Annotated in this window: 18 protein-coding genes; 9 read left to right on the top strand and 9 right to left on the bottom strand. The window is 72.6% G+C overall.

Going from position 1 to position 25,151, the window contains the following annotated elements; translation table 11 throughout:
- The first annotated feature begins 14 nt into the window (after positions 1-14).
- The 3 genes from wecB to BKA00_RS22810 all read left to right on the top strand — a co-directional run bounded on the left by wecB (position 15) and on the right by BKA00_RS22810 (position 4,043).
- Entirely contained in the window at positions 15-1,127 is a 1,113-nt protein-coding gene (wecB, locus tag BKA00_RS22820) for a non-hydrolyzing UDP-N-acetylglucosamine 2-epimerase (RefSeq protein WP_185028107.1), read from the top strand.
- Positions 1,120-1,866: a hypothetical protein gene (locus BKA00_RS22815; RefSeq protein ID WP_185028105.1), complete on the top strand. Its 747-nt coding sequence runs from the start codon at positions 1,120-1,122 to the stop codon at positions 1,864-1,866. The genes wecB and BKA00_RS22815 overlap by 8 nt, the downstream gene beginning before the upstream one ends.
- Before the next feature lie 86 nt (positions 1,867-1,952).
- Positions 1,953-4,043, top strand: a complete 2,091-nt coding sequence (locus BKA00_RS22810) for a glycosyltransferase family protein (protein WP_230298688.1) — start codon at positions 1,953-1,955, stop codon at positions 4,041-4,043.
- A gap of 134 nt (positions 4,044-4,177) precedes the next feature.
- Here the strand turns inward: BKA00_RS22810 and BKA00_RS22805 are convergent, their stop codons facing one another.
- Positions 4,178-5,188, bottom strand: coding sequence for a CDP-alcohol phosphatidyltransferase family protein (locus BKA00_RS22805; RefSeq protein WP_185028101.1), 1,011 nt, complete (start codon positions 5,186-5,188; stop codon positions 4,178-4,180).
- A 123-nt stretch (positions 5,189-5,311) separates the two neighbouring features.
- Between BKA00_RS22805 and BKA00_RS22800 the strand changes: the two genes are divergently transcribed.
- Entirely contained in the window at positions 5,312-6,802 is a 1,491-nt protein-coding gene (locus BKA00_RS22800; protein ID WP_185028099.1) for a hypothetical protein, read from the top strand.
- Between the two features lie 48 nt (positions 6,803-6,850).
- Here BKA00_RS22800 and BKA00_RS22795 read toward each other — a convergent pair whose 3' ends face one another.
- From BKA00_RS22795 to BKA00_RS22770, 6 genes are all read right to left on the bottom strand, one after another.
- Positions 6,851-10,264, bottom strand: a complete 3,414-nt coding sequence (locus BKA00_RS22795) for a bifunctional glycosyltransferase/CDP-glycerol:glycerophosphate glycerophosphotransferase (RefSeq protein ID WP_185028097.1) — start codon at positions 10,262-10,264, stop codon at positions 6,851-6,853.
- A 68-nt stretch (positions 10,265-10,332) separates the two neighbouring features.
- On the bottom strand, positions 10,333-12,522 hold the full coding sequence (locus BKA00_RS22790) for a bifunctional glycosyltransferase/CDP-glycerol:glycerophosphate glycerophosphotransferase (protein ID WP_221493261.1): 2,190 nt from the start codon (positions 12,520-12,522) through the stop codon (positions 10,333-10,335).
- Between the two features lie 83 nt (positions 12,523-12,605).
- Positions 12,606-13,694, bottom strand: coding sequence for an acyltransferase family protein (locus BKA00_RS22785; protein WP_185028095.1), 1,089 nt, complete (start codon positions 13,692-13,694; stop codon positions 12,606-12,608).
- Between the two features lie 124 nt (positions 13,695-13,818).
- The gene (locus BKA00_RS22780) at positions 13,819-14,985 is read right to left on the bottom strand and encodes an acyltransferase family protein (RefSeq protein WP_185028093.1); all 1,167 of its coding nucleotides are present in this window, start codon (positions 14,983-14,985) and stop codon (positions 13,819-13,821) included.
- 12 nt (positions 14,986-14,997) lie between these two features.
- Entirely contained in the window at positions 14,998-16,419 is a 1,422-nt protein-coding gene (locus tag BKA00_RS22775) for an LCP family protein (RefSeq protein WP_185028091.1), read from the bottom strand.
- 116 nt (positions 16,420-16,535) lie between these two features.
- A complete protein-coding gene (locus BKA00_RS22770; protein ID WP_185028089.1) occupies positions 16,536-17,387 on the bottom strand; it encodes a TIGR03089 family protein in 852 nt (283 codons plus the stop codon).
- 69 nt (positions 17,388-17,456) lie between these two features.
- On the opposite strand from BKA00_RS22770, the gene BKA00_RS22765 reads away from it, so the two are divergent.
- The 3 genes from BKA00_RS22765 (at position 17,457) to BKA00_RS22755 (ending at position 21,763) form a co-directional block, all read left to right on the top strand.
- Positions 17,457-19,619 carry a hypothetical protein gene (locus BKA00_RS22765; RefSeq protein WP_230298680.1) on the top strand — a complete coding sequence of 721 codons (2,163 nt, stop codon included), beginning with the start codon at positions 17,457-17,459 and terminating at the stop codon, positions 19,617-19,619.
- Positions 19,620-19,737: 118 nt separating this feature from the next.
- Complete coding sequence (locus BKA00_RS22760) at positions 19,738-20,676, top strand: glycosyltransferase (RefSeq protein ID WP_185034641.1); 939 nt, start codon at positions 19,738-19,740, stop codon at positions 20,674-20,676.
- A 4-nt stretch (positions 20,677-20,680) separates the two neighbouring features.
- Positions 20,681-21,763 (top strand): glycosyltransferase family 4 protein, encoded by a 1,083-nt coding sequence (locus BKA00_RS22755; protein ID WP_185028087.1) that lies wholly within the window; start codon positions 20,681-20,683, stop codon positions 21,761-21,763.
- Here BKA00_RS22755 and trxA read toward each other — a convergent pair.
- Together trxA and BKA00_RS22745 are read right to left on the bottom strand one after the other, a co-directional pair.
- Positions 21,744-22,067, bottom strand: a complete 324-nt coding sequence (trxA, locus tag BKA00_RS22750) for a thioredoxin (protein WP_179837481.1) — start codon at positions 22,065-22,067, stop codon at positions 21,744-21,746. The genes BKA00_RS22755 and trxA overlap by 20 nt on opposite strands.
- Entirely contained in the window at positions 22,064-23,050 is a 987-nt protein-coding gene (locus BKA00_RS22745) for a lysylphosphatidylglycerol synthase transmembrane domain-containing protein (RefSeq protein ID WP_185034639.1), read from the bottom strand. Before BKA00_RS22745 ends, trxA begins: the two co-directional genes overlap by 4 nt.
- Before the next feature lie 66 nt (positions 23,051-23,116).
- Between BKA00_RS22745 and BKA00_RS22740 the strand changes: the two genes are divergently transcribed.
- Together BKA00_RS22740 and BKA00_RS22735 are read left to right on the top strand one after the other, a co-directional pair.
- Positions 23,117-23,821, top strand: coding sequence for a class I SAM-dependent methyltransferase (locus BKA00_RS22740; protein ID WP_185028086.1), 705 nt, complete (start codon positions 23,117-23,119; stop codon positions 23,819-23,821).
- Between the two features lie 159 nt (positions 23,822-23,980).
- On the top strand, positions 23,981-25,129 hold the full coding sequence (locus BKA00_RS22735; protein WP_185028084.1) for a glycosyltransferase: 1,149 nt from the start codon (positions 23,981-23,983) through the stop codon (positions 25,127-25,129).
- The last annotated feature ends 22 nt before the right edge of the window (positions 25,130-25,151 follow it).

Raw genomic sequence — 25,151 nt, 5'->3', positions numbered from 1 at the left:
GGTAGGCAACCCCGATGAACAGAAGGGAAATTGTGTTGGCACCCATCGTGCACGTCCTCGGAGCGAGGCCCAACTTCGTCAAGGCGGCGCCGGTGATATCGGCGCTCGCCGCGGCGGGCGCCGAGCAGGCGGTGATCCACACCGGCCAGCACTACGACGCGCGGATGTCGGAGGTCTTCTTCGACCAGCTCGGGCTTCCCGAGCCCGACGTCAACCTCGGCGTCGGGTCGGGCGGGCACGCCGAGCAGACCGCCGCGCTCATGATCGGGCTGGAGAAGGAGTTCACGGGTCGTTCACCCGCGCTCGTCATCGTGTACGGCGACGTGAACTCGACGATCGCCGCCGCCCTCGTCGCGGCCAAGCTGCACATCCCGGTCGCCCATGTGGAGGCCGGGCTGCGCAGCTTCGACATGACGATGCCGGAGGAGGTCAACCGCAGGATCACCGACCAGCTCTCCGCGCTGTGCCTGGTCACGAGCCCGGAGGGGATCGGCCACCTGGCGGCGGAGGGCGTCGCGGTGGAGCGGGCGCACCTGGTCGGCAACCCGATGATCGACACGCTGCTGGCCAACCTGGACCAGTTCGACACGGCCGCCGTGCGGGCGGCGCACGGGCTGCCGGAACGCTACGTCCTCGCGACCATGCACCGGCCCGCGAACGTCGACGCGCCGGAGACCGCCGCGGCCCTCGTCCGGCGCCTGCACGGCGTCGCCGACCTCGCCGACCTGGTCATCCCCGTTCACCCGCGCGGGCGGGCGAACCTGCTGGCGGCCGGGCTGGACGAGCACGACCGCGTGCACATCCTGGAGCCGCTCGGGTACATCGACTTCATCGCGGCCGTGCGGGGAGCGGCGGCGGTCGTCACGGACTCGGGGGGCCTCCAGGAGGAGACGACGATCCTCGGGGTGCCGTGCCTGACCGTCCGCCCCAACACCGAACGGCCGATCACGATCACCCACGGCACGAACCGGCTCGTCACGTTCGAGGAGCTGGTGCCGGGGGTCCGCAAGTGCCTGGAAGGGGGAGCGGCGCCCGGGGGCGGGCCGGGCGGGCGCAGGCCGCCGCTGTGGGACGGCCACGCCGGCCCCCGCATCGCCGAAGTGATCATGGAGTTCCTGGGTGAGTGACGAGGACAAGAACGCCAAGGCCTACCAGCAACTCGGTCGGCTGAAGTCCACGCTGCGCGAGCGCGAGGCGCGCCTCGACGAGCTGGAGCGGCGGCTCGCGGCCCTGGAGGCCTCGACGGCCGTCCAGTTCGGGCGGCTGGTCGCCGGCGCGGCACGCGACCCCAAACGCGGCAAGCGGCTGCCGAGGGAGCTGTACCGGCTCTGGCGCAAGCGCAGCGCCCCGGTCTCGGCGGCGGCGCGGGCCGCCGCCGCCGGCGGCGTCCAGCCGGACCGCGTGGAACGGCCGGAGGACCGCCTGCTCGTCGCGGGACCCTCCGACGTCCCGATCGTCGCGGGGGTGCTCGCGCCCGGCACGGCCGCCGCCCTCGCCGGGCACGCCAAGGTCGTCGCCCTCTACCCGCACGACGCCGCGATCGCCCTCGAAGCCGCCGACGTGGACGCGCTCGTGGTGGACGCGGCGGCCGGCGAGCCCGGCGGGCCGTGGGCCTACCTGGGCGTCCCCGGCATGTACGACCGCGATCTGGCGCTGCACGAGATCCGCCGGATCGCCGCCGCCCGCACGCTCCCGCTCATCCTGTGGGGCGAGGCGCCGCCCGCCACCCTGGCGCCCCTGCGCTGGGACGCGACCGCCACCACGCCCGCCGGGCTCGTCCGCCTCCTCGACTCGGCCCCGTCCCCGGACCGCGCGAACGACCCCGCCGCCGCGAGCAGTGCCGCCACGAGGAGTCCGGCCCGTTGAAAGGAACCACCGTGCGACCACGCGCCCTCGTCTACGGCGACGTCGACCTCAACATCATCGACGGGTCGGCCATCTGGGCCCAGGGCATGGTGCAGGCCCTGGTCCGCGCCGGCTGCGAGGTGACCCTGGTCCTCAAGGCCCCGGTCCGGACCGGCCGGCTCGTCGACCCGCTGCGCGCGCTGCCCGGCGTCACCGTCCGCAGCCCGCACGCCGAGGGGCTGTTCGAGGGCCCCGCCGGCATGGTCGCGCGGCAGGCCGCGGAGGTGCTCGCCCGCGTCGACGAGGAGGACCCGTACGACCTCGTCGTGGTGCGCGGCCGCCTCCTCGCGGGCAAGCTCGCCGCCGGGCCGATGGCCGGGCGGCTCTGGACGTACCTGACCGACGTCCCGCAGTCGGCCGCGGAGTTCACCGCCTCCGCCAAGGGCGATCTGCGCCGGATCGCCGACGCCTCCCGCGTCCTGCTCTGCCAGACCGAGGAACTGCGCGGGTTCCTGGAGAGCGCCGTCCCGGCGACGGCCGGGAAGAGCGTGCTGTTCCCGCCGGTGGTCGTGCTCCCGGACGGGCTGGAGACGCGCCGCCCCGGCCCTTCCGACGGCCCGCTCCGCCTCGTCTACACCGGCAAGTTCGCGCCGCGCTGGAACACCTACGAGATGACGTCGCTGCCGCGCCTGCTGGCCGTGCGCGGCGTGGACGCCGAGCTGCACATGGTCGGGGACAAGATCCACGACGATCCGTCCGACCCCGGCTTCGCGTCCCGGATGAGGACCGCGCTGGAGACGGGCGAGGGCGTCGTCTGGCACGGCGGCCACCCGCGGGCGGAGGCGATGCGCCTGACCGCCGCCGGCGACGTGGGCCTGTCGTGGCGCGACGCCTCCATGGACGCCAGCCTCGAACTGTCCACGAAGGTGCTGGAGTGCGGGACGCTCGGCGTCCCGGTCGTCCTCAACCGCACCCCGATGCACGAGCGGCTCCTCGGGACGGACTACCCCCTGTTCGCCGCCACCGAGGACGACGTGCTCGACGCCCTGGCGCTCATCGGCAAGAACCCGGAGGTCTTCACGCTCGCGGCCGACCGCTGCCGCGCGGCGGCCGCCGAGTTCGGCCTCGACGCGGCCGCCGCCCGCCTGCGCGGCTACCTGGCGCAGGCGTTCCCGGAGCCGTCCGAGAAGGTCCTCGCCGTGAAGGGGCGCCGCCTGCGCGTGGGGGTGGCGGGCCACGACCTGAAGTTCTTCTCCCGCCTGCTGGACTACCTGCGCTCCCGTGCCGACCTGGAGGTCCGGGTCGACCACTGGGCCGCGCTGAAGGCCCACGACGAGGAGCGCAGCCAGGCCCTGGTCGACTGGGCGGACGTCATCGTCTGCGAGTGGTGCGGCCCGAACGCCCTCTGGTTCGCCCAGCGCAAGCGCCCGGACCAGCGCCTCGTCGTGCGCCTGCACCGCTTCGAGCTGTACGCGGCGTGGCCGAAGCAACTCGACATCGGCGCCGTCGACCAGGTCATCTGCGTCAGCCCCCACTACAACGCGCTGACCCGCGAGATCACCGGCTGGCCCGCCGAGAAGGTCGTCACGGTCCCGAACTGGGTGGACGACGCGCAGCTCGACCGCGCGAAGCTCCCCGGCGCCGAGCACCACCTCGGGATGATCGGCATCGCCCCGTCCCGCAAGCGGCTGGACCTGGCCCTCGACGTGGTGGAGGAGCTCCGCCGCGACGACCCCCGCTTCACCCTCTTCGTCAAGTCCAAGCTCCCCTGGGAGTACTGGTGGATCTGGCAGAAGGACGAGGAGCGGGCCCACTACGAGGAGGTCTTCCGCCGCATCCGCCGCTCCCGCCTCCTCTCCGGCGGGGTCGTGTTCGACTCCTACGGCCGCGACGTGGCCTCATGGCTGCGCCGCATCGGCTGGGTCCTGTCCACCAGCGACGACGAGAGCTTCCACCTCGCGCCCGCCGAGGGCATGGCCTCGGGCGCGGTCCCGGCCCTGCTGCCCTGGCCCGGTGCCGACACCATCTACGAGCGCCGCTGGATCCACGACGACACCTCCGCCATGGCCGCGTCCATCGCCGCCGCGGTCTCCCAGGGCCGCTGGCAGGACGACGCCGAGCAGGCCCGCGCCCAGGTGAAGGCCGCCTACGGCCTGGACGAGGTCTGCCGCCAGTGGACGGACCTCCTCACCGGCTAGGCCGCTCCTTCCGTCCGGGCGGGCCGGGGGACGGCGGCGAAGGGGGAGCGGAACCGGAGCACCGTCCAGGAGAGACCGCTCTCAAAGAGGAAGGTCCCCGCGGCGGTGCCGTGGGGACCTTCCGGGGGTTCGGGTCAGCCGGAACTGCCGACGGCGGCGCCGGCCTGGACGGGCTCGGCGGGAAGCTCGGCGCGGTAGGTCTCGATCTTGGCGTTGAGCTTGGTGAGGCTGCGGCTGTAGTCCCGGCTGGAGAGCCAGAACTTGTAGATGATGATCAGCTCGAAGGCCAGCAGGCCGATGCCGCTGAGGACCACCACGGGGATGATGGCGCCCGGCACGATCGCGGCGGCGATCGGGGCGACGATGAACACGCCCATCTGGAACTCGATGCCGCTGATCAGGTGGGGGCGGATGCGGCCCGCCATCAGGACGTTGCGGATGCGGGCGTACCAGGGGAAGCGCTGGTTGAAGCCCGCCTGGAGGGCCGCGGCGTTGGGGTCGTCGCCGACGACGCGGTTCTCCGCGTCGGCCTCGGGGTCCTCGGTGAGCGCCTCGGCGGAGCGCAGGTCCTCGTCGGCGTCCGCCAGGTCGCCGTTGGCGCGCCGGGCCGCGAGTTCGAGCGCCTGGGCCTCCTCGCGGGCCGCGTTGAGGGTGGTCCGCATCTGCGACCGGACCTTGTAGATCTCCAGCGCGTCCATGTAGCGCAGCATGTCGAGGAAGACGACGCCGAGCGCGGTCCACACGTAGGCGACGTTGCCGGTGGCGGCGTACTGGCCGGCCATCAGGGCGATCGCGCAGGCCAGGACGCGGACGCGGTCGAAGATGTAGTCGAGCCAGGCGCCGAAGACCGAGCCGGTGCCCTTCAGCCGGGCGATCTTGCCGTCCATGCAGTCGAGCGTGAACGACAGGTGGTACAGCAGCGCGCCGACGAGCAGCCACGGCCAGGTCGCGACGGCGAAGCAGGCGCCGGCGGCGAGGCCGAGGACGAGCGCGCCGACGGTGAGTTGGTTCGGCGTCACGCGCGTCCTGTTCGCCGTGAACCTGACGAGCCTGGCGGCGAGCGGGTCGACCAGCAGCACGGTCCACCAGGCGTCACGCGCCTTGTACGTCCGTTGCCGAACGTCGTCGAGCGTGAAGTTCGCCATGGGGTTCCTTTCGTTCGCGGAGCGGTCTGATCGTATCGGCTGTCCGGTTCCGGTCACCGGTGATCTCCCGGATCGTGATCGTCCGGTCACATGACGATCAGAGCCGTGGGTAGAGCAAGCAGAATGCGCGTGCGTTCCCTCCTGCCCCACCTGCCGTTCCTCGGAGTGCTCGCCGTCGCGGCCGGGATCCGGGCCCTCGCCGTCCTCGCCTATCCGGCGCCGCTGTGGTTCGGCGACTCGCCCGGGTACCTGGAGGCCGCGGTCGAGTTCCGGCCGGACCCGACGCGTCCCAGTGGATATCCGATCTTGCTGTGGCTGCTCAAGCCCTTCCACAGTTTCGGCCTGATGGTCTCCGTGCAGCACGCCATCGGGTTGCTCACCGGTGTCCTCGTGTACGTCCTGGTCTGGCGTGCGGGACGGGCGGCCCTGCCCGTCACGGACGAGAAGCCGTGGCGGGCGTGGCTTCCCGGCACGGCGGCGGCGCTGCTGACCGTCCCGGTGCTGGTCCCCGTGCACCAGGTCGCCCTTGAGCACATGCTCATGTCGGACTCGCTGTTCGCGTTCCTGCTGCTCGCGGCGGTGGCGGCCGTGCTGTGGCGGCGCCGCCCGGCCTGGTGGCTCGGCGCCCTGGCCGGGGTGCTCACGGCGTGCGCGACGCTGACCCGGACGGCGGGGCTGCCGCTGATCGCCCTGATCCTGCTCGCGATGCTGCTCAGGAGGGCGGGCTGGAGGGCCTGCGCGGCGGCGGCGGTCGCGTTCGTCCTGCCCGTCGCCGGCTACCTGGCCTGGTTCCACGCGGAGTACGGCCAGTACAAGCTCGCCAAGGCCGACCAGGTGTTCCTGTACGGGCGCACGGCCGCGTTCGCCGACTGCCGGGTGATCAGGCCCCGGCCCGAGCTGGCGGTGATGTGCCCGAAGCGGAGCGACCCCCGGATCTCCCGGTCGTTCTCGGTGATGTGGACGCCCGACTCCCCGTTCCGCCGCATCCCGGGCTGGGTCTACGGCGAGGAGGGCAACCGGCTCGCGGGCGAGTTCGCCTGGGCCGCGATCAAGGCGCAGCCCGTCGACTACGCGGAGGTCGTCGTCCGCGACACGCTGCGGGCGTTCGCCTGGCACCGGCAGGCGTACCCCACGCCGTGGACGTGGCTCCAGTACGAGTTCCCCGAGGGCGAGGCGTGGAGCGACAGGCAGGCGCGCCTCGCCGAGCGGTACGGCGGGGACGGAGAGACCCGGGTCGTCCGCCCGTGGGCGGGGCCGGTCCTCGCCTACCAGGACCACGTGGTCATGCCCGGCACGATCCTCGGCGTCCTGCTGCTCGGCGGGCTCGCCGGGGCCGTGCCGCACGCGCGGTCGAACGGGCGGTGGCGCCTCGCCCGGCCCGTCCGGCACTGGACGTCGGGCGCGCTGCTCCCGTGGGGGACGGGCCTGGCGCTGCTGGTGATCCCCGCCGCGACCGCCGACTTCGACTACCGCTACGTCATGCCCGCCGTCCCGTTCGCGTGCGTCGCGCTCGGCCTGGCCCTGTTCCCGCCGCTCCGCCCGCCGCGCGTGCCCGCGCCGAGGGAGGAGGCCGGGCTCGCGTCCCGGGCGAAGATCGAGGCCGAGTCCGGCTAGCGCCGTCCGGTGTCGCGGCGGGGCGCCGGTCGCCTTCCCCGGTAACGCCTACCGGACTGCGCCGTCCGCGCCGAAGACGCGGTCGACGGCACGGGAGGCGGCATGCCCGTCGTCGAGAGGGCAGAAACGCGCGGCGAAGTCCTTGTAGCGGTCGTGGTAGCCGTCCATGGCGGACTCCGCGTTCCGGACCGCCTCGATGAGGTCGTCGGAGGTCTCCACGAGCGGCCCGGGGGCCTCGGCCTCGAAGTCGAAGTAGAAGCCGCGCAGACGGTCGCGGTAGTCGGCCAGGTCGTAGGTGAAGAACAGCATGGGCCGGCCGGTGTTGGCATAGTCGAACATCACCGACGAGTAGTCGCTGATCAGCACGTCGGAGATCAGGTACAGCTCCGTGATGTCGGGATAGGCCGACACGTCGCGGACGAAGCCGTGCTCGTCCTCGCGGACGCCGTCCACGACGTTGGTGTGCAGCCGGACCAGCAGGACGTGGTCGTCGCCGAGCGCGGCGCGGGCCCGCTCCAGGTCGATCCGCATGTCGAACCTGTAGCGGCCCCGGCTGTAGTACTGGTCGTCGCGCCACGTCGGCGCGTACAGCACGACCCGCCTGCCCTCGGGGATGCCGAGCCGGGCCCGCACCCGCGCGGCGACCGCGCCGGCGTCCGGGCTGTACAGCAGGTCGTTGCGGGGGTAGCCGACCTCCAGCATCTCCCCCTTGAACGCGAACGCGCGGCGGAAGATCTCCGTGCTGAACGGGTTGGGGGACAGCAGGTGGCTCCACTCGGGCAGGGAGGGCCCGGGGTCCTTGGAGCGCGACTGGAGCGCCTGCTTCATGCCCGGCGCGTAGGCGAAGTGCACCTCTTTGATGTCCCCGCCGATCTTCTTCAGCGGCGTGCCGTGCCAGGTCTGCAGGACGGTCTGGTCCGGGTGCCGCCGGAACGCGTCGCCCAGCCGGTGGTTGGTCACGATGTAGCGGGACGAGGCGAGCGCCTCGTGCCACTCCCTGCCGTGCAGCCGGACGGGCCGCAGCGTGTCGGGCAACTCGACCTGCGCGTCGTTGACGACCCAGAGCTGCTCCAGGTCGGAACCCCGGCGCGTCAGTTCCTCGTGGACGGCCTTCGGGCTGTCGGAGTACTGCCGCCCGCCGAAGCACGAGAACAGGACCGCGTCGCGCAGCCCGTCGCGGTCGACGCGGCGGCGCGCCTCGTCCCGGTACCTGGTGCCGGCGCTCTTCTCCTCCGGCGGCACGTCGCCCGTCACCGCGACGGCGAGCCGTCCGTCGCGCGCCTCCAGGGCGTAGCCGCGCCGCGCCACCTCCAGCGGTCCGGGCAGGTCGCGCTGCGCCCGCGGCGACAGCCGCACGGTCAGCGCCCGCTCGCCCCGGGGCCGGAAGAGCACGTCCCAGCGGCCGGGACGCAGCGGCAGGACGCCCGCGACGCCCGGCACGGCCGCGACCGGGACCTGCCCGTGCAGGAGGCCCGACGCCGGGTCGGCGACGAGGTCGAACGCGTACTCCTTGCGGTGCCATCGGCCGCGCAGCACGATCTGGCCGCCGTCGTGCGCCGGGTGGGCCGCGGTCAGGACGAGGGTCCCGTCCGGCCCCCAGGCGCAGGCGTCGACGGAGAGCCGCGCGGTGGTGCGCCGGACGCGCAGGTACCCGCCGGGCCCGCGGCCCGCGGCGACCTCCAGGGGCCCGAACTCCCGGCGGACGTCCTCGACCCCTTCGGCGAGCACCAGGGGACGGCCCGCGACATGGACCGTCCAGTCGCGGGTGTCGTCGATCTCCTCCGGCGGCGGAGGGGATCCTTCGAGCGCCTCCGGGGCGAGGCGGGCGACGTACCGGCCGCCGGACGCGGTGAGCGGGACGTCGACGCGGTCGTCGCCGAGCGTCAGCGTCAGGCCGTCCGGCGCCTCGTCCGCCTCCACCTCGACGACGAGCGTGCCGCCGTCCCAGGACAGCGCGACGGCCGCCGACCGGACCCGCTCGACCTCGATGACGAGGCGGCCGTCGTCGACGCGCGGGACGACGCGCACCCCGTCGGCGACGTACCGGTACGGCGGGTGGGCGCCGCTGCCGGAACCGCCGCCGCGCAGCGGTCCCCGCCGGAACACGCCCGCGTTCAGCACCGACGCCTCGACCGTCCAGACGCCCTCGACCCATCTCCCGTGGTCGCGGAGGCGGCTCACGTCGAAGGCGAACTCGAAGCCGGACCATCCCGACCGCTTGCCCGGCGCCGGCGCCTGCCGCGCCCGCGCGATGATCTTCCGCCCGCCGGAGCGCAGCGTCATCGCCTTCACCGACGTCCAGCGGCGCCGCATGCTGACGGAGTTGATGTAGGCCTCGCCGGTGACGGTGAGCCGGTCGCCGTCCCAGCCGACCGCGTGGACGCGGCCCCGCATCCGCAGCTCGCCGCGGGCCCGGTAGACCTCGCGCGGGACGGCGACCTTGGTGTCCTTCCAGTACGGGTAGACCACATACCGGCGCAGCGGGTCACGGACGATCGAGGGAGAGGCCTTGCCCCGCTCGTAACGGACGACCTTCACCAGCTCCGTCGTGTGCCCGGCGGAGGCGAGGTGCCACTTCAGCCGGGTCAGCGCGGGGACGCCGGCGAGCAGCCTGGCGGGCAGTCCGGACGCGTACGCGGCGGCCTGCGCGACGACCTGCTCGCGCTCGTCGCCGGGCAGGTCCGGCAGCGCGTCCAGGAACACCCGCAGCTCCTCGGCCGCCGCGAGCGCCTGGAGCCGCCGCCGGGACCGGGTGTGGCCGTGCTCGCCGAGCCAGGCGACGGCGAGGGCGACGGCGCCGAACCCGTCCGCGATCTCCTGCGCCTCCGTCGTGGCGGGGAACCGCTCGCCCCGCCGGCGCAGGACGACGCCGGGCAGCACGTCCACGCCCTGGGCGAGGTGCAGCGCCCGCACCGCCGGCGGCAGGTCCTCGTAGCGGCCGAGGTCGGGGAACTCCAGCGCGTGCGACGTCCAGAACGACCGCCGGAACAGCTTCCCCCGGATCCCGCGCTCGCGGACGAGTTCGGGGGTGCGCCGCACGTTCGTGCCCGTGGCCGGGGCGAGGGAGGGCTCGACGGGCCGCCACGACGGCGCCTGGTCCGGCCCGCGCCGGACGGCCTCGCGGCCGAGCGCGATGTCGGAGCCGGACGACTCCAGCGACGCGACCAGCGACGCGAGGGCCTCCGCCGGCAGCTCGTCGCCGGCGTCCACGAACAGCAGGAAGTCGCCGTCGCTCCGCGCGGCGCCGAGGCCGCGCGCCGCGCCCCGGCCGAGCGCGCCCCGCCGCACGACGCCGAACCGCTCGTCGGGCAGGACGGCCCCGGCGGCGGCGCCCGCGCCGTCGTCCATCACCAGGACCCGCAGGTCCGCGTGCGACTGGCCAGCGATCGACGCGAGCGTGCCGCCGAGCGACTCTCCGGCTCCGTGCGCGAGAACGACGACGCTGATCCTGCTGGAGGGCAAGGGACCCACTCCTTCGGGCGTGACGGGGTGCGCGCCGGACGGCGCCGCGGCGGCTCCGGCGGCGGGGCCTACTGCGGCGGGTTCGGGATCTTCTCCCCGAGGAACATGCGGCGCACGGCGCGCTCGGCCGCGTGCCCGTCGTCCCACGGGCAGAAGCGCGCCCTGAAGTTCGCGAGGCTCTTCGCGGCGGCGTCGCTCCACGCGGCCCGGGACGTGAACGCCTCGACCAGCTCGGCCTCGGTGGCGGCGACGACGCCCGGAGGGGCCGCCGTCAGGTCGAAGTTGACCCCGCGGGTGAGCCGGTAGGTCTCCCAGTCGTTGGCGTAGACCACGATCGGCCGGTCGAGGTTGGCGTAGTCGAACATCACCGAGGAGTAGTCGGTGAGCAGCGCGTCCGAGGCGATCATGAGGTCCTCGACGGACGGGTGCTTGGAGACGTCGATGACCCGGCCCTCCGGCCAGCCGAGGTCCGCCGCCATGTTCTTGATCTTGTAGTAGTAGTGCGCCCGCAGCAGCAGCACGTGCCCGTCGCCGAGCGCGTCCGCGACCCGCCCGATGTCGAACATGGGGGTGTAGCGGCGCTGGTAGTCGCGGTGCGTCGGCGCGTACAGGATCGCGGTCGCGCCGCTCGGGACGCCGAGCTCGGCGCGCAGCCGGACGCGCTCGTCCTCGTCCGCCGCGACGAGCCGGTCGTTGCGCGGGTAGCCGATCTCCAGCATCTCGTAGTCGCAGGGGAACCCGCGCTCCCACGCCTCCGTCGACAGCGGGTTGGACGAGACGAGGTAGTCCCAGCGGTCCGACCGGGCGATGAGGGCCTTGAAGTCCATGTCGTTGGCGCCGACCGGGTACTCCATCTGGTCGAGGCCCATCTTCTTCAGCGGCGTCCCGTGCTGCGTCATCATGTGCACCTGCCCCGGCCGCTTCACGTAGTTGTCGGGGAAGTTGACGTTGTTGACGAAGTACTTCGCGCGGGCGAGCGTCCGGTAGTACTCGGCGGAGCCGGCGACGACGTAGTCGACGCCCTCCGGCATCGTCCTGCGAGCCCTGGGCTTGACGACCCACACCGGGCGGACGTCCGGGGCCAGCTCGCGGACCTTCTCGTAGATCGCCGCCGGGTTGCAGGCGTACCCGCGGTACCAGTACGCGGCGAAGACGGCGAGGTCCTCCTCGATCGGGAGGCGCCGCTGCATCTGGTAGTAGCGCTCCTTGGCGAGCTCCTTGCCCAGCAGCACGCCGCGCCTGCGGATCTTGGCGGTCTTCCCGCCCCGGTTCCGCGTCTTGTCCTTCGCCTCGGCGGCGCGGACCCGCTCGAAGCCCCGGTGGTCGCCCGCCTTGATCATCCGGTGCTTGTCGGCGAGGAACGGCTTGTCGTCCGGGGGGACGTGCCCCGCCGGCTCGTACCGTTCGTACGTCTTCGACATCTCCGCGAAGAACCGCGCCTTCTCCGACTCGTGGACGCGGTCGGGCCGCTCGATGATGACGAGCAGGTGCCAGATCGTCCGGTCGAACATCAGCGGGCGGAACGGGTCGGCCTTCGCCCCCATCCCGTCCATGAACTCGAAGATGCGGTCGTACTGCGCGAACGCGTCGAAGTGCTTGGCGCTCGCGGTCTTGGTGATCGCGCCGCGGCGGCGCTGCCGGTAGATGTAGCAGACCCGGTCCAGCAGGCTCAGGCGCTCGGCGGCCATCAGGATCGGGTAGGTGACGTTGACGTCCTCGTAGTAGCCGCCGCTGAAGCGCAGCCCGAGGTCGAGCAGGAACTCGCGGCGGATCGCCTTGTTCCACGCCGTCATCATCATCTCGAGGACGCTCGGCCGCTCGGCGAGGGTGAACACGTCCGGCGCGGGAGGCTCGCGGAACAGGTCGTTGATGATGCTGCGCTTGACCTTGCCGTTCCAGTAGGCCCGGGCGTAGTCGAAGACCAGCACGTCGGGGCGGGTCTCGGCGAGCCGTTCGAGGATCGCGCGGACGGCGCCCTCGGTCGCGTAGTCGTCGCTGTCGAAGAACCAGACGTAGTCGCCGGTCGCCATGTCGAGCCCGATGTTGCGCGCGCGGCCGAGGCCGACGTTCTCGCCGAGGTGCCGGACCTTGACGCGCGGGTCGCGCTCGGCGAACTCGTCGAGGATCTCCCCGCATCCGTCCGGCGAGTGGTCGTCGACCGCGATGACCTCGAGATTGGGCAGATCGGGATCGAGGATGGAATCAAGGCACTGCCGGATGTACCCCTGCACTTTGTGCACGGGCACGATGACGCTCAAAGAAATATCGTGATCAGAGCTCACGCGAAGGCCAATCAACTACTCGGTGATTCTGGACTATACCCACAGGTCGGGCTTGAATCTCAGGTCCTGGCGGGCGCGGGCCGAAGGAGCCACCGCGCGTCGGGCTCGACCGCCCACCGGGTGAGCCGCCGCACGGGCGCGGTGGCGAGGACGACGCCGAGCGCGGTGGCGGCCGCGGTGACGGAGACGATGCCGAACGGCTCGTGCAGGACTGGCTCGTCCAGCACGCCGGTGTAGTCGAACGTCTTCATGACGAGTCCGTGCAGCAGGTACACGTACATCGTCCGCGTCCCCATCTCGGTGTACCAGGCCCGGCCGCGCGGGATGCACGCGAGGAAGGCGGCGCCGAGGAGAACGGCGAAGGAGAGGGCCACGAGCCGCCACATCATGCCTTCGGCGGTACCGAAGCCCATGGCATCGTAACCCTGGTTCCAGTAGAGCAGGCCGCTGTCGATCTTCGGGACGACCGTGCCGAGCTCCCAGACGTAGGCGGCGGGGAGGGCGGCGGCCAGCACGGCGAGCCCGGCCCACCGCGCCCACCCGGCGCGCAGCCGCCGCACGTGCCGCGGGTCGGCGGTCAGCCCGAGGACGAAGAGCGGCAGCAGCCCGGCGGTCCGGGCGAGGGTGGAGTCGGCGGTGAACGCCCAGCTCCCGCCGACGAGGCAGAACGCCACCGAGACGGCCACCGGATGGCGCAGGTGCCCCCACAGCGGCGCGCTCAGCCGCCAGAACACGAGCGCCACCAGGAACCACATCAGGAAATGCGGCCGGAAGAGTTCGCTCAGCCGGAACTGCACTCCGTTGAGGAGGACCAATTGCGCCCGGTAGAGCAGGATGAATATCACATAGGGGACGACGAGTGTGGGCAGGAGGCCGCGGAACCTGTCCGTCGAGCGCATGAATCCGCGGGAGAAATAGCCGGAAATGAAGACGAATACCGGCATATGGAAGGCGTAGAGAACGACATATGCGGCGTGGGCCGCGCGACTGTCCCCGAACTGGGACCAGAAGTGCCCGACCACGACCAGCACGGCCGTGAAGAACTTGGCGTTGTCGAAGTACGCGTCCCGGGGGCGGGGTGCCGGCTTCGGCGGCGTCGCCGGGTCCGGTGCGGGACGCGGGGCGGGGATGGACGGCGCCTCGGGCATGGCGAGCGTACTGCCCGTGGCGGAAGGCGCACTGCCCGTGGCGGGTGGCGGGGTGGGGAGGACGTCGGACATATCTCCGGGGGGTCGGATCTTGCCGGGAGCGGGAGCGGGAGCGGGACGAGCGTCAGCGGGAGCGGACGGGCCTTCTCAGAGGTGTGAAGACCCATGTCATCTTCGGCTCCAGTGCCCAGCTCATCGTCCGGACGACGGGCTTGGAGCACAGGAACGTTCCGACCACCAGGGCGCCGGCGACCACGATGACCACCCCGGTCGGGGTGTGCATCCAGTCGGCGTCCCACCAGCCGGTGAAGTTGAGCAGCCGGGTCACGAACCCGTGCAGCAGGTAGGCGTACAGGGTGTAGGAGCCGAGGGCGGTGAACCAGTACCGCCTGCGCGGGATGAGGCTGAGGAACGCGGCGACGAAGACGACCGCCGCGGCGAACATCGCGATCCGCACCACGGTGCCGGTGAGGTTGCCGACGTGGAGTTCGAAGTTCGGGTGCTTCCAGTAGACCCAGCCCCGCGACATGTGGTTCATGACGAGGTAGGTGCCGGCGAGCCCGGCGGCGAGCACCACCGCGCCGATCGGCCGGGCGATCGGCTTCTTCAGCAGCTCGAAGTGCGCGGGCTTCAGCGAGAGCCCGAGGACGTAGAAGGGCAGCAGCCCGATCACCCGGTGGATGTCGAACGTCCCGCCGAGGTCGCTCATGTACGCCAGCAGCGCGAAGATGGTCGCGACCGCGAGCGGCCAGCGGATCTGCTGCCAGACGGGGGTGGACAGCCGCCACATGAACAGCGCGCACAGGAACCACGTGAGGTAGTACGGGTTCAGGAGGCTGATCTCGAGGTGGTTGCGGCCCGCGAGCCAGTCGTAGATCGAGTAGGCGAACTCGAACACCACGTACGGCACCCCGACGTTGGTGATCAGTTTGCGGGCCTTGCCGCCGGCGAACGTCCAGTTCCGGGAGAAGTATCCGGTGATCACGATGAACAGCGGCATGTGGAACAGGTAGATGAACAGGTAGAGGCCCTTGGCCATCGGGACGTTCAGCAGGTTGGCCAGGGAGTGCCCCGCCACCACCAGCAGGATCGCGAAGTACTTGGCGTTGTCGAAGAACGGGTCGCGCACCTTGCGCGCGGGGCCGGGGACCTGCGGGGCCGGGATCCCAGAGGCGGTGGTGCCCGCGGCTTCCGGCGCCCCCGCCGTGGGGGGCGCCGCCGGGTCCGTGGACGACGGCCGTTCGGTTCGCTGTGCCGCGTCGGCCTCTGAGGGCCTGGTGGTGTAGGTCATACGGCTGCCCGGTCAGGTCTCCTTGCAGATGTCGTCGCTGGCGCGGATCTCACCCTGCTGCTTCGGGATGCCGGCGCCGGCGCTCTTGAGGTTCGTCCAGTTCTGGCCGACGATCAGGTCGACGACGCCCGGCGTGCCGCCCGTGGTGCGCGCCGCGGCCTGCGGCTTGCTCGGGATCAGCGCGGTCAGGGTCTGCGCCTGCTGGTCGGCACCGGCACCGTACAGCACCTGGGTGGCGGTCGTGGGCGAGGGGGCGTTCCCGCCGACGGTGACCTGGAAGCCCTGCGACTCCAGGTCGCTGGCGACGCGCCCGGCCTGGCCGTCGATGCCGCTGCCGTTGTAGACCCGCACGCGCACCTGGCTCGGCGGGATCTTCGTGGCGCCCGGCTTGGGCTCCTTCGGCACGGTCTTGTCGTTGCGGACGGCGGAGAAGAACGGCTGGGCCGCGGGGGTGAGCGCCACCCGGTTCGGGTCCAGCGGGTCGGGCCCGGACGGGACGGTCACGAACCGCAGCTTGCCGGTGGTCATGCCCTGCATCTCCTTGCCGATGTCCATCATGACCTCCGGCGTCAGCTCCTTGTCGGTGGTGAGCGACTTGGTCACGGCGTTCATCAGCTGGAGCATGCGGCGCGGGTTGCTGAGCACGCCCGCGCTCATCGCCTGGCCGGCGAGGGAGCCCATGAACTTCTGCTGGCGCTTGATGCGGTCGGTGTCGGAGCCGTCGCCGAGGCCGTGCCGCACGCGCACGTAGGCCAGCGCCGTCTCTCCCTTGATCTTGTGCTTGCCCGCGCTCAGCTTCAGCTTGGACTTGGGGTCGTCGACGCTCTTGGGAAGGCACACCGGGACGCCGCCGACGGCGTTGGTGATGGCCTTGAACCCGTTGAAGTCGACCTGCATGAAGTGGTCGACGCGGATGTTGGAGAGGCTCTCGATCGTCTTGATGACGCAGGCCGCGCCGCCGTTGCTGAACGCCGAGTTGATCTGCGCCCGGGTCTGCGCCGGGATCACCGCGCCCTTGCGGCTCTTGCAGGAGGGCATCCGGACCATCAGGTCGCGGGGGAAGCTGATGCCCATCGCCTGGCCGCCGCCGGGGGACAGGTGCAGCAGGATCATCGTGTCCGAGCGCGGCACCTCGTTCTTCATCGAGCGGCCGTACTTGGCGTTCGAGCCCTCACGGGTGTCGGACCCGAGCATCAGGATGTTCATCGCGCCGTTCAGCTTCTTCGGCCGGTTGGGGCCGAGCTGGGCGTTGACGTCCTCGTGCGAGATGTTCCCGAACGCCTGCCGGTACAGGCCGTAGGCGGTGAGGGAGCCGACCACCATGACCGCCGACAGCCCGATGCACACCCAGCCGAGGATGCGCCAGCCGCGTCGAGGCGCCGGCTGCGGGTCGGCGTCGTCGACGTACTCCATGTACATCGGGTTGCTGTTCATCGGCTCCGAGGTCCGGGGGTATGGGCGGTTCCGGGGGTCCGGGGGACGTCCCCGCGAGGGGCCGGCCCGTGGCTCATGGTTCGAACGGACGGGACGAGGGCAATGGGAAGCGTAGGTCAGTGGAGGCGGTACACGGAGCCGGATTCGTCATTCGGTCCGGGAGTACCGGCCACCACCGTCACATGCTCCAGGGTCAGGCGACGATCTAGGGCGGCTTTGTCAAAGTTTCGTTGGATTATGACGGAAGCACCCGAGGCTAGTGGTGCCAAGAGGCAGGCCAGTACCCCGTCGAGTGTGGTGAAGGACATGTCAACCAGGAGCCGGTCGCGTGCGTCCAGCTCCCATTTCTCAACGGCCCCGCGCGCCGCGCCCACCAGCTCCGCCGCGCTGAATGTGGCCTTTGTCACACTTAGTGCGGGGGCCTCCGGAGCCGCCTCGGGACCCGGGTCGAACCGGTCTCCGTAAGCGCGCACCTCCGCCGCGTAGTCGGTCACGCCGGGCGGGCAGTCGGCGAGCGGGCCGCCGAGCGCGTGCAGCGACAGGCCGACGATCTCCTCGGCCCCTCCTGCGAGCACCTCGTCCGCGAGCACGTCGTCCAGCACCTCCTGCGCCGCCGCCAGGATGTACGGCTCGGACGCCCCGGCCGGTTCGGCGCCAACGCGCCCGAACTCCTCCGGATCGACCGTTTCGGCGACGAGGCCGGCCGACCAGCAGGCCATCAGCCACACCGCGGTCTGCCAGTGCGGCGGCAGGACCAGGACGACGCGGGTCCCCGGCTCGGCGGCGAGGCCGTCCACCAGGAAGTTCGCCGTCTTGGCCACCCAGTTCCCGAACGTCCGCGCGGACAGTTCGACGCGCTCGCCGCTCGCGTCGTCGTAGAAGGTGACCAGCGGGCGGGACGGGTCGTCCGCGACCCGCCGCCGCAGCAGCTCGGCGGGCGTGCCCGGGGCCCCGGCATGTGCGCTCATGGTCCGAGCGTATGCCCGCGTGATCTCCCTGGCGCCGCCATCGCGCCGTTGCCGCTACGCTCCGCACGCGTGAAGGACGGAACAGTGGCGGGCGGGCGGCGCACGGGCGGGCGCCCCGACGGCGGACCCGGCGGCGGGCGCGACGGCGGGCGCCGCGAAGGAACCATGGATGCCGGCCGGGTGCTCGTCCGGGCGACCGCGGCCCCGGCCCTGGTCCTCGTCGCGTGGCTGGCGGTGTCGCTGCCGCTGCTGATGGCGGGCCTCTTCCGCCCGGCCCCGGCGGTGGCGCTGTTCGTGCCGGTCGCGGCCCTGGTGCTGTGGCTCGGCCTGCGGACACGGGCGGAGGCCGCTCCCGGCGGGCTCCCGAAGAGCGCGAAGGCCCCGGGCGGCCCGGACGCGGCGCGGCACTGGCCGGTGTGGTCGGTGTTCGCCGTCACGGCCGCGTTCCTGGTGCTCCAGGTCGTCATGTGCGCCGAGCAGATCGTCGTCCGCCGCGACCCCGCGTCCTACGTCCAGTTCGCGACGTGGCTGGCGAAGCACGGATCGCTGCCGATCCCGCTGTCGGAGCGGGCGTTCGGCGGCCCCGACGCGGCCCTGGCCTTCGCGAGCCCCGCCTTCTACCAGGACGGCGGCGCCGTCGTCCCGCAGTTCATGGCGGGGTGGCCGCTGGTGCTGGCGCCGGCCGGATGGGTCGGCGGCGCCCACGGGATGGTGCTGACGGCGCCGCTTCTCGGCGCGTGCTGCGTGCTGTCGTTCGCCGGGCTCGTCGCGCGCCTCGTCGGCCCCCGCTGGGCCCCCGCCGGGGCGCTGCTGCTCGCGCTGACGCTGCCGATGCTCTACGTCTCCCGCAACACCTTCAGCGAGCTGCCCGCCATCGTCCTGCTGCTGGGCGGCCTGTCGCTCATGTACGACGCCCGCCGGGAGCCCGGTGACGGACGGGTCGCCGGTGCCAAGGCGCTCCTCGCCGGGGCCGCGCTCGGGCTGATCGTGCTCGTCCGCATCGACGGCCTGCGGGACGTCCTGCCGGTGGCGGTGTTCGCGGGGCTTCTCATCGCGCGCAGGCGGGCGGCCGGCTACTGGGCGGCCGGCGGCCTGCTGCTCGGCGCGGGCGCCGGCCTGGCCGAGGGCCTCACGATGTCCCGGCCCTACCTGTCCTATCTCCGGGCGTCGCTCGTTCCGCTGGCGGCCATCTCCGCGGCCGTGCTGGCCGCGACCGTCATCCTGGTGGTGGCGCTGCGCCGGGACCGGACGGGGACCCGGCTGCGCCGCGCCGGCGCGGCGGTCGCGCGCGGCCGCCTTCCGGGCGCCGCCGCCGTCCTCACCGTGCTGGTCATGGCGGGCTTCGCGCTCCGGCCACTGGCGCAGACCGTCCGCCGCCCGCCCGCGACCGGCGACGACGCGATGAACGTCCGGTTCATCGAGATGATCCAGAAGATCCAGGGCCTCCCGGTCGACGGCACCCGGCAGTACTCCGAGCTGTCGCTGTACTGGGTCCTCTGGTACGTCGGCGTCCCCGCGCTGCTGTTCGCCGCGTTCGGCGCGGCGCTGCTGGTGCGGCGGCTGCTGCGCGGGCAGTCCCCGGAATGGCTGCTGCCCTACGCGATGGTCGTCTGGACGACCGCGCAGGTGCTGGTCCGCCCCGGGATCACGCCCGACCACCCGTGGGCGTCCCGCCGGCTGATCGGCCTCGTCATCCCCGGCCTGCTGCTGTTCACGGTGTTCGCGTCCGCGTGGACGGTCAGGCGCGTCCGGCGGCTCGGCTACGGGCCGAAGGTGGTGCGGGCGGGCGCGGTCGCCGGCGTCGCGCTCATGCTGGTGCCGATCGTGCTGACGTCCGGCGGCTACCTGGTGACCCGCACGGAGCAGGGCGAGGTCGCCGCCGTGGAGGGGATGTGCCGGTCGCTGCCCGCGCGCGCCTCGGTCGTGGTGGTCGAGCAGGCCACCGCCGACCGGTTCCTCCAGGTCGTCCGCGGCGAGTGCGGGCGGCCGGCCGCGCGCACGACCGGCTCCGCGTCGCCCGAGGACGTGCGGCGCGTCGCCGCCGGGGCGCGGCGGGCCGGCCGCCGCCCGGTGATCATGGCGGCGAGGCCCGAGCAGGTCGCCCCCTACGGGACGCCGCGGCGGGTGCTGCACCTGGTGACGCGGCAGGACGGGCGCACGCTCACCGGGCCCCCCGGCGGCACCTGGGGGCTGACCATGGACGTGTGGACGACCGAGCCCGCGCGGCCGTAGTGGCCGCCGATGTGCGCGGGGGCGAGTATCCTCGCGCTGCGTGAGCACCCAGTCTGTCGAGCCGAAGCCCCAGCCGCCCGCCGATGTGGAGCCCGCGTCCGAGCCCGCGTCCGAGGCCGTGCCCGCGCCCGGACCGGCGCCCGCGCCCGGTGCGCCGGCCGCGTCCGACGCCGTCCACGTCACGATCGTGCTGCCCTGCTACAACGAGCAGGACCACGTGATCGAGGAGGTCGAGCGCATCTGCGCGGCGATGGACGCCAGCGGCAAGACCTACGAGCTGCTGGCCGTCGACGACTGCTCGACGGACGCGACGCTCGCCCGGCTGGAGGAGGCGGCCCCCCGCTTCCCGAACATGCGCATCATGGCGTTCCAGCACAACAGCGGGTCGGGCACCGTCCGGCGCATCGGCTCCCAGCAGGCCCGCGGCGACATCGTCGTGTGGACCGACGCCGACATGTCCTACCCGAACGACCGGATCCCCGAGCTCGTCGAGCTCCTCGACTCCGACCCGGCGGTCGACCAGGTCGTCGGGGCGCGCACCACCGAGGAGGGGACGCACAAGGCGCTGCGGGTGCCCGCCAAGTGGTTCATCCGCAAGGTCGCCGAGCGCCTCACCAACACCAGGATCCCCGACCTGAACTCGGGGCTGCGCGCGTTCCGCCGCGAGGTCTCGCTGCCGTACCTGCGGCTGCTGCCGCCCGGGTTCTCCTGCGTCACGACGATCACCATCGCGTTCCTGTCGAACCAGCACCCGGTGCGGTACGTGCCGATCGACTACGCCAAGCGGGCCGGCAAGTCGAAGTTCCACTTCACCAAGGACGCCTACCGCTACATCCTGCAGGTGCTGCGGATGGTGATGTACTTCAACCCGCTCAAGGTGCTGATGCCGCCCGCGCTGTGGCTGATCGTGATCGGCCTGCTCAAGGGCGTGTTCGACATGGTGGTGCACTTCGGCTACTTCGCCAACAACACCATCATGATCTTCGTGACGGGGTTGATCATCGCGTCGCTGGCGCTGCTGGCCGACCTGATCGTCCGCTCGCGCGGGGACGTCTAGCGGCATGCGCGTCGCGATCGTCGGGCCCGCGTTCCCTTACAAGGGCGGCGGCGCCCGGCACACCACCGAGCTGGCGCACCGGCTGGCGGCGGCGGGCCACGACGTCGTCATCGAGTCGTGGCGGGCCCAGTACCCCTCGTTCCTCTACCCCGGCCAGCAGACGATCTCCGAGCCGGAGGGGGAGCCGTTCCCCGGCACCCGGCGCCGGCTCGACTGGCGCCGCCCGGACGGCTGGTGGCGCACCGGCCGCGCGCTGGGCTCGTGCGACCTGGTCGTCCTGGTCGTGCTGAGCACCGTCCAGGTGCCGTCCTACCTGGGGATCCTCGCCGGGCTCCGGGGCCGGACCCCGGTGGTGGCGCTGTGCCACAACGTCCTGCCGCACGAGCGCAAGCCCTACGACGAGCCCCTGATGAGGCGCCTGCTGCGCAAGGTCGACGGCGTGCTCGTGCACACCGAGGCGCAGGCCGACGTCGCCCGGGGCCTCACCCGGCGGCCCGTGCGGGTCGCGGAGATGGCCGCGCACCTGCCCGCGGCCGGCGCCGCCGCGCCCGGCGACGGGAAGGTGCGCCGGCGGCTGCTGTTCTTCGGGATCGTCCGCCCGTACAAGGGACTGGACGTCCTGCTGCGCGCTCTCGCCGAAGGCCCGGACGACGTGGCGCTGACCGTCGCGGGCGAGTTCTGGGGCGGTCTGGACGAGACCCGCGAGCTGGTCCGCACGCTGGACCTGACGTCCAGGGTGGAGCTGCGGCCCGGGTACGTCCCGGCCGCCGACGTTTCGGGACTCTTCGCCGCCGCCGACGCGCTCGTCCTGCCGTACCGGACGGCGACCGCGTCACAGAACGTCTGGATGGCCCACGAGTACGGCCTGCCGGTGATCGCCACCGATGTGGGCGGGTTCGCCGGGCAGATCCGCGACGGCGTGGACGGCCTTGTCTGCGCGCCTGACGACGTGCCCGCGCTCGCCGGCGCCCTCCGCCGCTTCTACGAGCCGGGGGAGCCGGAGCGTCTCCGCTCCGGCGTCCGCCCGGTCGACCACGGCCCGCTGTGGGCCGTCTATATCGACGCGCTCACAGGTGCGGTTCGATGACCTTCATCAGGGCGCGCTTCGGCTTGGCGCCGACGATCTGCTCCACGACCTCGCCGTTCTTGAGGAGCAGCAGGGTCGGCAGCCCCATCACGCCGTACTTGCCCGGCGTCTGCGGGTTCGCGTCGTAGTCCATCTTCGCGATCTTGATCTTGCCGTCCTGCTCGGCGGCGATCTGCTCCAGCACGGGAGCGATCATGCGGCACGGCCCGCACCAGTCGGCCCAGAAGTCGACCAGCACGGGGGTGTCACTGCTCAGGACCTCGTCCGCGAACGTCGCGTCGGTCACGGTGATGGGGGCCGTCACGGTCCCTCCTTCGTAGGCTGCGCATCCGGTGTGGGCTGCGTACCCGTCACAAGCTGCTCGGACCGCGGTTCATTCCCGGTGGCCGGGGCCGTCCTGCCCAGCAGGAACGCCGCGCCCGCGATCAGCAGGTCGGCGGCGGTCAGCAGCACCCGGGACGCGATCGCCACCACGACCGGCGCGCCCGCCGGGAGGACCGGCGTCAGCACGACCGTCAGCGCCGCCTCCCGGGCCCCGATGCCGCCCGGCGCGATGAAGACGAGGAAGCCGGCCACGAACGCCAGCGCGTACGCCCCGGTCGCGAGGAAGGGCAGCCCCTTGCCGTCGCCGCCCACGGCCGCGCACAGCAGCCAGGTGTGCACGCCGAACAGGGCCCAGCCGAGGACCGTCCACCCGACGGCTCTGAGCGTCGCTCCCACGCTGACCGGGTGCTCCAGCGGCGGCCGCCGCACGAGCCTGAGCATCACGCCGAGCGCCCAGCTCACGATCTTCGGGTGCAGCATCGCCAGCAGGACGGGCGCCAGCAGGAACAGCCACCAGTACTCACGGCGCGCCGCCGCGGACGTCAGCGGAAGCGTCACCGCCGCGACCGCGAGCCCGCACGAGGTGGACGTCGCGACCGCCAGCATCGTCGAGCCGAAGCTGCGCTCGGGCGGCACCTTGTGCTCGCGCGTCATCTCGATCTGCGTGACCAGCGCCCACACCTTGCCCGGGACGTACTTGCCGAGCTGGCTGATCCCCGAGATCCGGAAGACGGCCCGCACCGGCAGCGGCGACCCGAGCCCGGCGAGGAACTCCCGCCAGCCGAGCATCCAGGCGAAGAGCCCCGCCAGACCCGCGGCGAGCGCCCCGGCGAGCGTCGCCCACGACATCTGCCGGAACGCGTCCACCGCGGCGTCCCACTGGGACGCCACGCTGTAGCCGCAGAACGCGAGCGCGAGCAGGACCAGGAGCACGCGCAGGCCCCGGACGGCGACGACCTTCATCTTCACGCGCCCAGCGTAGGCGAACGTGACCTCGCGGCCGCCCGCTCCGCCTAGAGTTGGGGAGCGATGAAGATTTCGGATGTGGTCGCCTTCATGGGACACCAGGTGCACGTGTGCCGGTACCGCGAGGCGGGGACGCTGCTCGACTGGATGGGGCGCGACCTGCGCGGCAAGCGGGTCCTCGACGTCGCGGGCGGTGACGGCTACTGGGCCGGCCGCGCGCGCCGGCGCGGCGCCGACGCCGTCTCGATCGACCTGGCCCGCGGCAAGATGGTCTACGGGCGGACGCTCGCGCACGCCCCGGCGCTGATCGAGTGCGACGCGCTGCGGCTGCCGTTCGCCGACGGCTCGTTCGACGCGGTCCTGTCGGTCTGCGCGATCGAGCACTTCGACGACGGCGGCAGGTCGCTGGACGAGATGGCGCGGGTCCTCAAGCCCGGCGGTGAGATCTTCATGTCCGCCGACGTGCTGAGCCGCGCCGACGCCTGGCCGAAACTGCGCGACGCGCACAAGGCCAAGTACCACGTCCAGCACACCTACACCCACGACAGCCTGCGCAAGCTGATGGACGAGCGCGGCCTCGACCTCGTCGGCCACAGCTACCAGTTCCGCACGGCCGCCACCGAGCGCCTCTACCTGTCGCTTTCCACCTACGGCGGCAAGGTCGGCTTCAACGCGGCCGCGCCGCTGACGCCGCTCGTCGCCCTCGCCGACCGCGCCGCGCCGAACGAGCGCGGCAGCATCGTCCTGGTGCGGGCCCGGAAAAGATGACGGCGCGCGGGATCCGGGGCGCGTAAGAGGTGGCCGTGTGGGGAGGGCCCCTCACGGATGAATCGCGTGGAACGAGATCCGGCGAGTTGGCGCCTTCCGGGCGTACGCTCGGAGAGTAAAGAGTGATCTACGTCACCGCGCTGGATGGGGGAGTGGACCGTGGCGCCTCGGATTCTGCTCGACGCCACCGCCGTGCCTGCCGACCGCGGCGGGCTCGGCCGGTATGTGGACGGGCTGCTGTGCGCCTTGCACCGGCAGGGCGCCGACCTCGCCGTCGCCTGCCAGCGTGCGGACGCCGAACGCTATGAGGGCCTCGTGCCCGGCGCGCAGGTCGTCGCCGGGCCCGCGACGCTCTCGCACCGCGCCACCCGGCTGGCCTGGGAGCAGTCCGGCCTGCCGCACGTGGCCCGGCGCGTCGGCGCCGAGGTCATCCACCTGCCCACCTACACGATGCCGGTGAGTGCGGGCCTCCCGACCGTGGTGACGATCCACGACGTCACCCTGTTCGCCGAGCCGGAGCCCCACGACCCGGTGCGCACCTCCTACATCAAGTCGGCGACCCGCACCGCCGCGCGCCGCGCGACCCGGCTGATCGCCCCGTCCCGCGCGACGCGCGACGAACTGGTCCGCATCCTCGGCGCCGACCCGTCCCACATCGACGTCGCCTACCACGGCGTCGACCACGAGGTCTTCCACCGCCCGTCCGAGGCGGAGGTGAAGCACGTCTCCGACCGCCTCGGCCTGCACGGCCGCCCCTACGTCGCCTACCTGGGCGCGCTGGAGCCCCGCAAGAACGTCCCGAACCTGATCCGCGGCTGGGTGCGGGCGTGCGCCGGCCGCGAGGACGCCCCGGCGCTCGTCCTCGCGGGCAGCGGCGGCTGGGACGACGAGGTCGACGCGGCCCTCGCCACCGTCCCGCTGGAGCTGCGCGTGCTGCGCCCCGGTTACCTGTCCTGGTCGGCCCTGCCCGGCTTCTTCGGCGGCGCCCTGGTCGTCGCGCTCCCGAGCCGCGGCGAGGGCTTCGGGCTGCCCGTCCTGGAGGCCATGTCCTGCGGCGCGCCGGTCCTGACCACCCACCGCGGCCCCCTCCCCGAGGTCGGCGGCGACGCGGTCGCCTACACCGAACCCGACCCGGAGGGCATCGGCGCCGCCCTGACCTCCCTGATCGACGACCCGTCCCGCCGCGCCGAGCTGGCCGAGGCCGCCCGCACCCGCTCCGAGCGGTTCTCCTGGTCGGCGTCGGCCGAGGGGCACATGGCCTCCTACCAGCGGGCCGTGGACCAGTACGCCGCCGCACGCACCCACTAGGCTCTCTCCGACCGCGCGTGGA

Source organism: Actinomadura coerulea (genome assembly GCF_014208105.1).
Lineage (GTDB): Bacteria > Actinomycetota > Actinomycetes > Streptosporangiales > Streptosporangiaceae > Spirillospora > Spirillospora coerulea.
The sequence above is the reverse complement of the archived record's forward strand: the minus strand, read 5'-3'. Positions and strand labels throughout refer to the sequence as shown.

Excerpts from the sequence above, each read along its gene's own strand:
- BKA00_RS22780 (WP_185028093.1), bottom strand. The coding sequence starts at position 14,985 with ATGACCTACACCACCAGGCCCTCAGAGGCCGACGCGGCACAGCGAACC.
- BKA00_RS22770 (WP_185028089.1), bottom strand. The coding sequence starts at position 17,387 with ATGAGCGCACATGCCGGGGCCCCGGGCACGCCCGCCGAGCTGCTGCGG.
- BKA00_RS22775 (WP_185028091.1), bottom strand. The coding sequence starts at position 16,419 with ATGAACAGCAACCCGATGTACATGGAGTACGTCGACGACGCCGACCCG.
- BKA00_RS22745 (WP_185034639.1), bottom strand. The coding sequence starts at position 23,050 with ATGAAGGTCGTCGCCGTCCGGGGCCTGCGCGTGCTCCTGGTCCTGCTC.
- wecB (WP_185028107.1), top strand. The coding sequence starts at position 15 with ATGAACAGAAGGGAAATTGTGTTGGCACCCATCGTGCACGTCCTCGGA.
- BKA00_RS22805 (WP_185028101.1), bottom strand. The coding sequence starts at position 5,188 with ATGGCGAACTTCACGCTCGACGACGTTCGGCAACGGACGTACAAGGCG.
- BKA00_RS22810 (WP_230298688.1), top strand. The coding sequence starts at position 1,953 with ATGGTGCAGGCCCTGGTCCGCGCCGGCTGCGAGGTGACCCTGGTCCTC.
- BKA00_RS22740 (WP_185028086.1), top strand. The coding sequence starts at position 23,117 with ATGAAGATTTCGGATGTGGTCGCCTTCATGGGACACCAGGTGCACGTG.
- BKA00_RS22800 (WP_185028099.1), top strand. The coding sequence starts at position 5,312 with ATGCGCGTGCGTTCCCTCCTGCCCCACCTGCCGTTCCTCGGAGTGCTC.
- BKA00_RS22755 (WP_185028087.1), top strand. The coding sequence starts at position 20,681 with ATGCGCGTCGCGATCGTCGGGCCCGCGTTCCCTTACAAGGGCGGCGGC.
- BKA00_RS22785 (WP_185028095.1), bottom strand. The coding sequence starts at position 13,694 with ATGCCCGAGGCGCCGTCCATCCCCGCCCCGCGTCCCGCACCGGACCCG.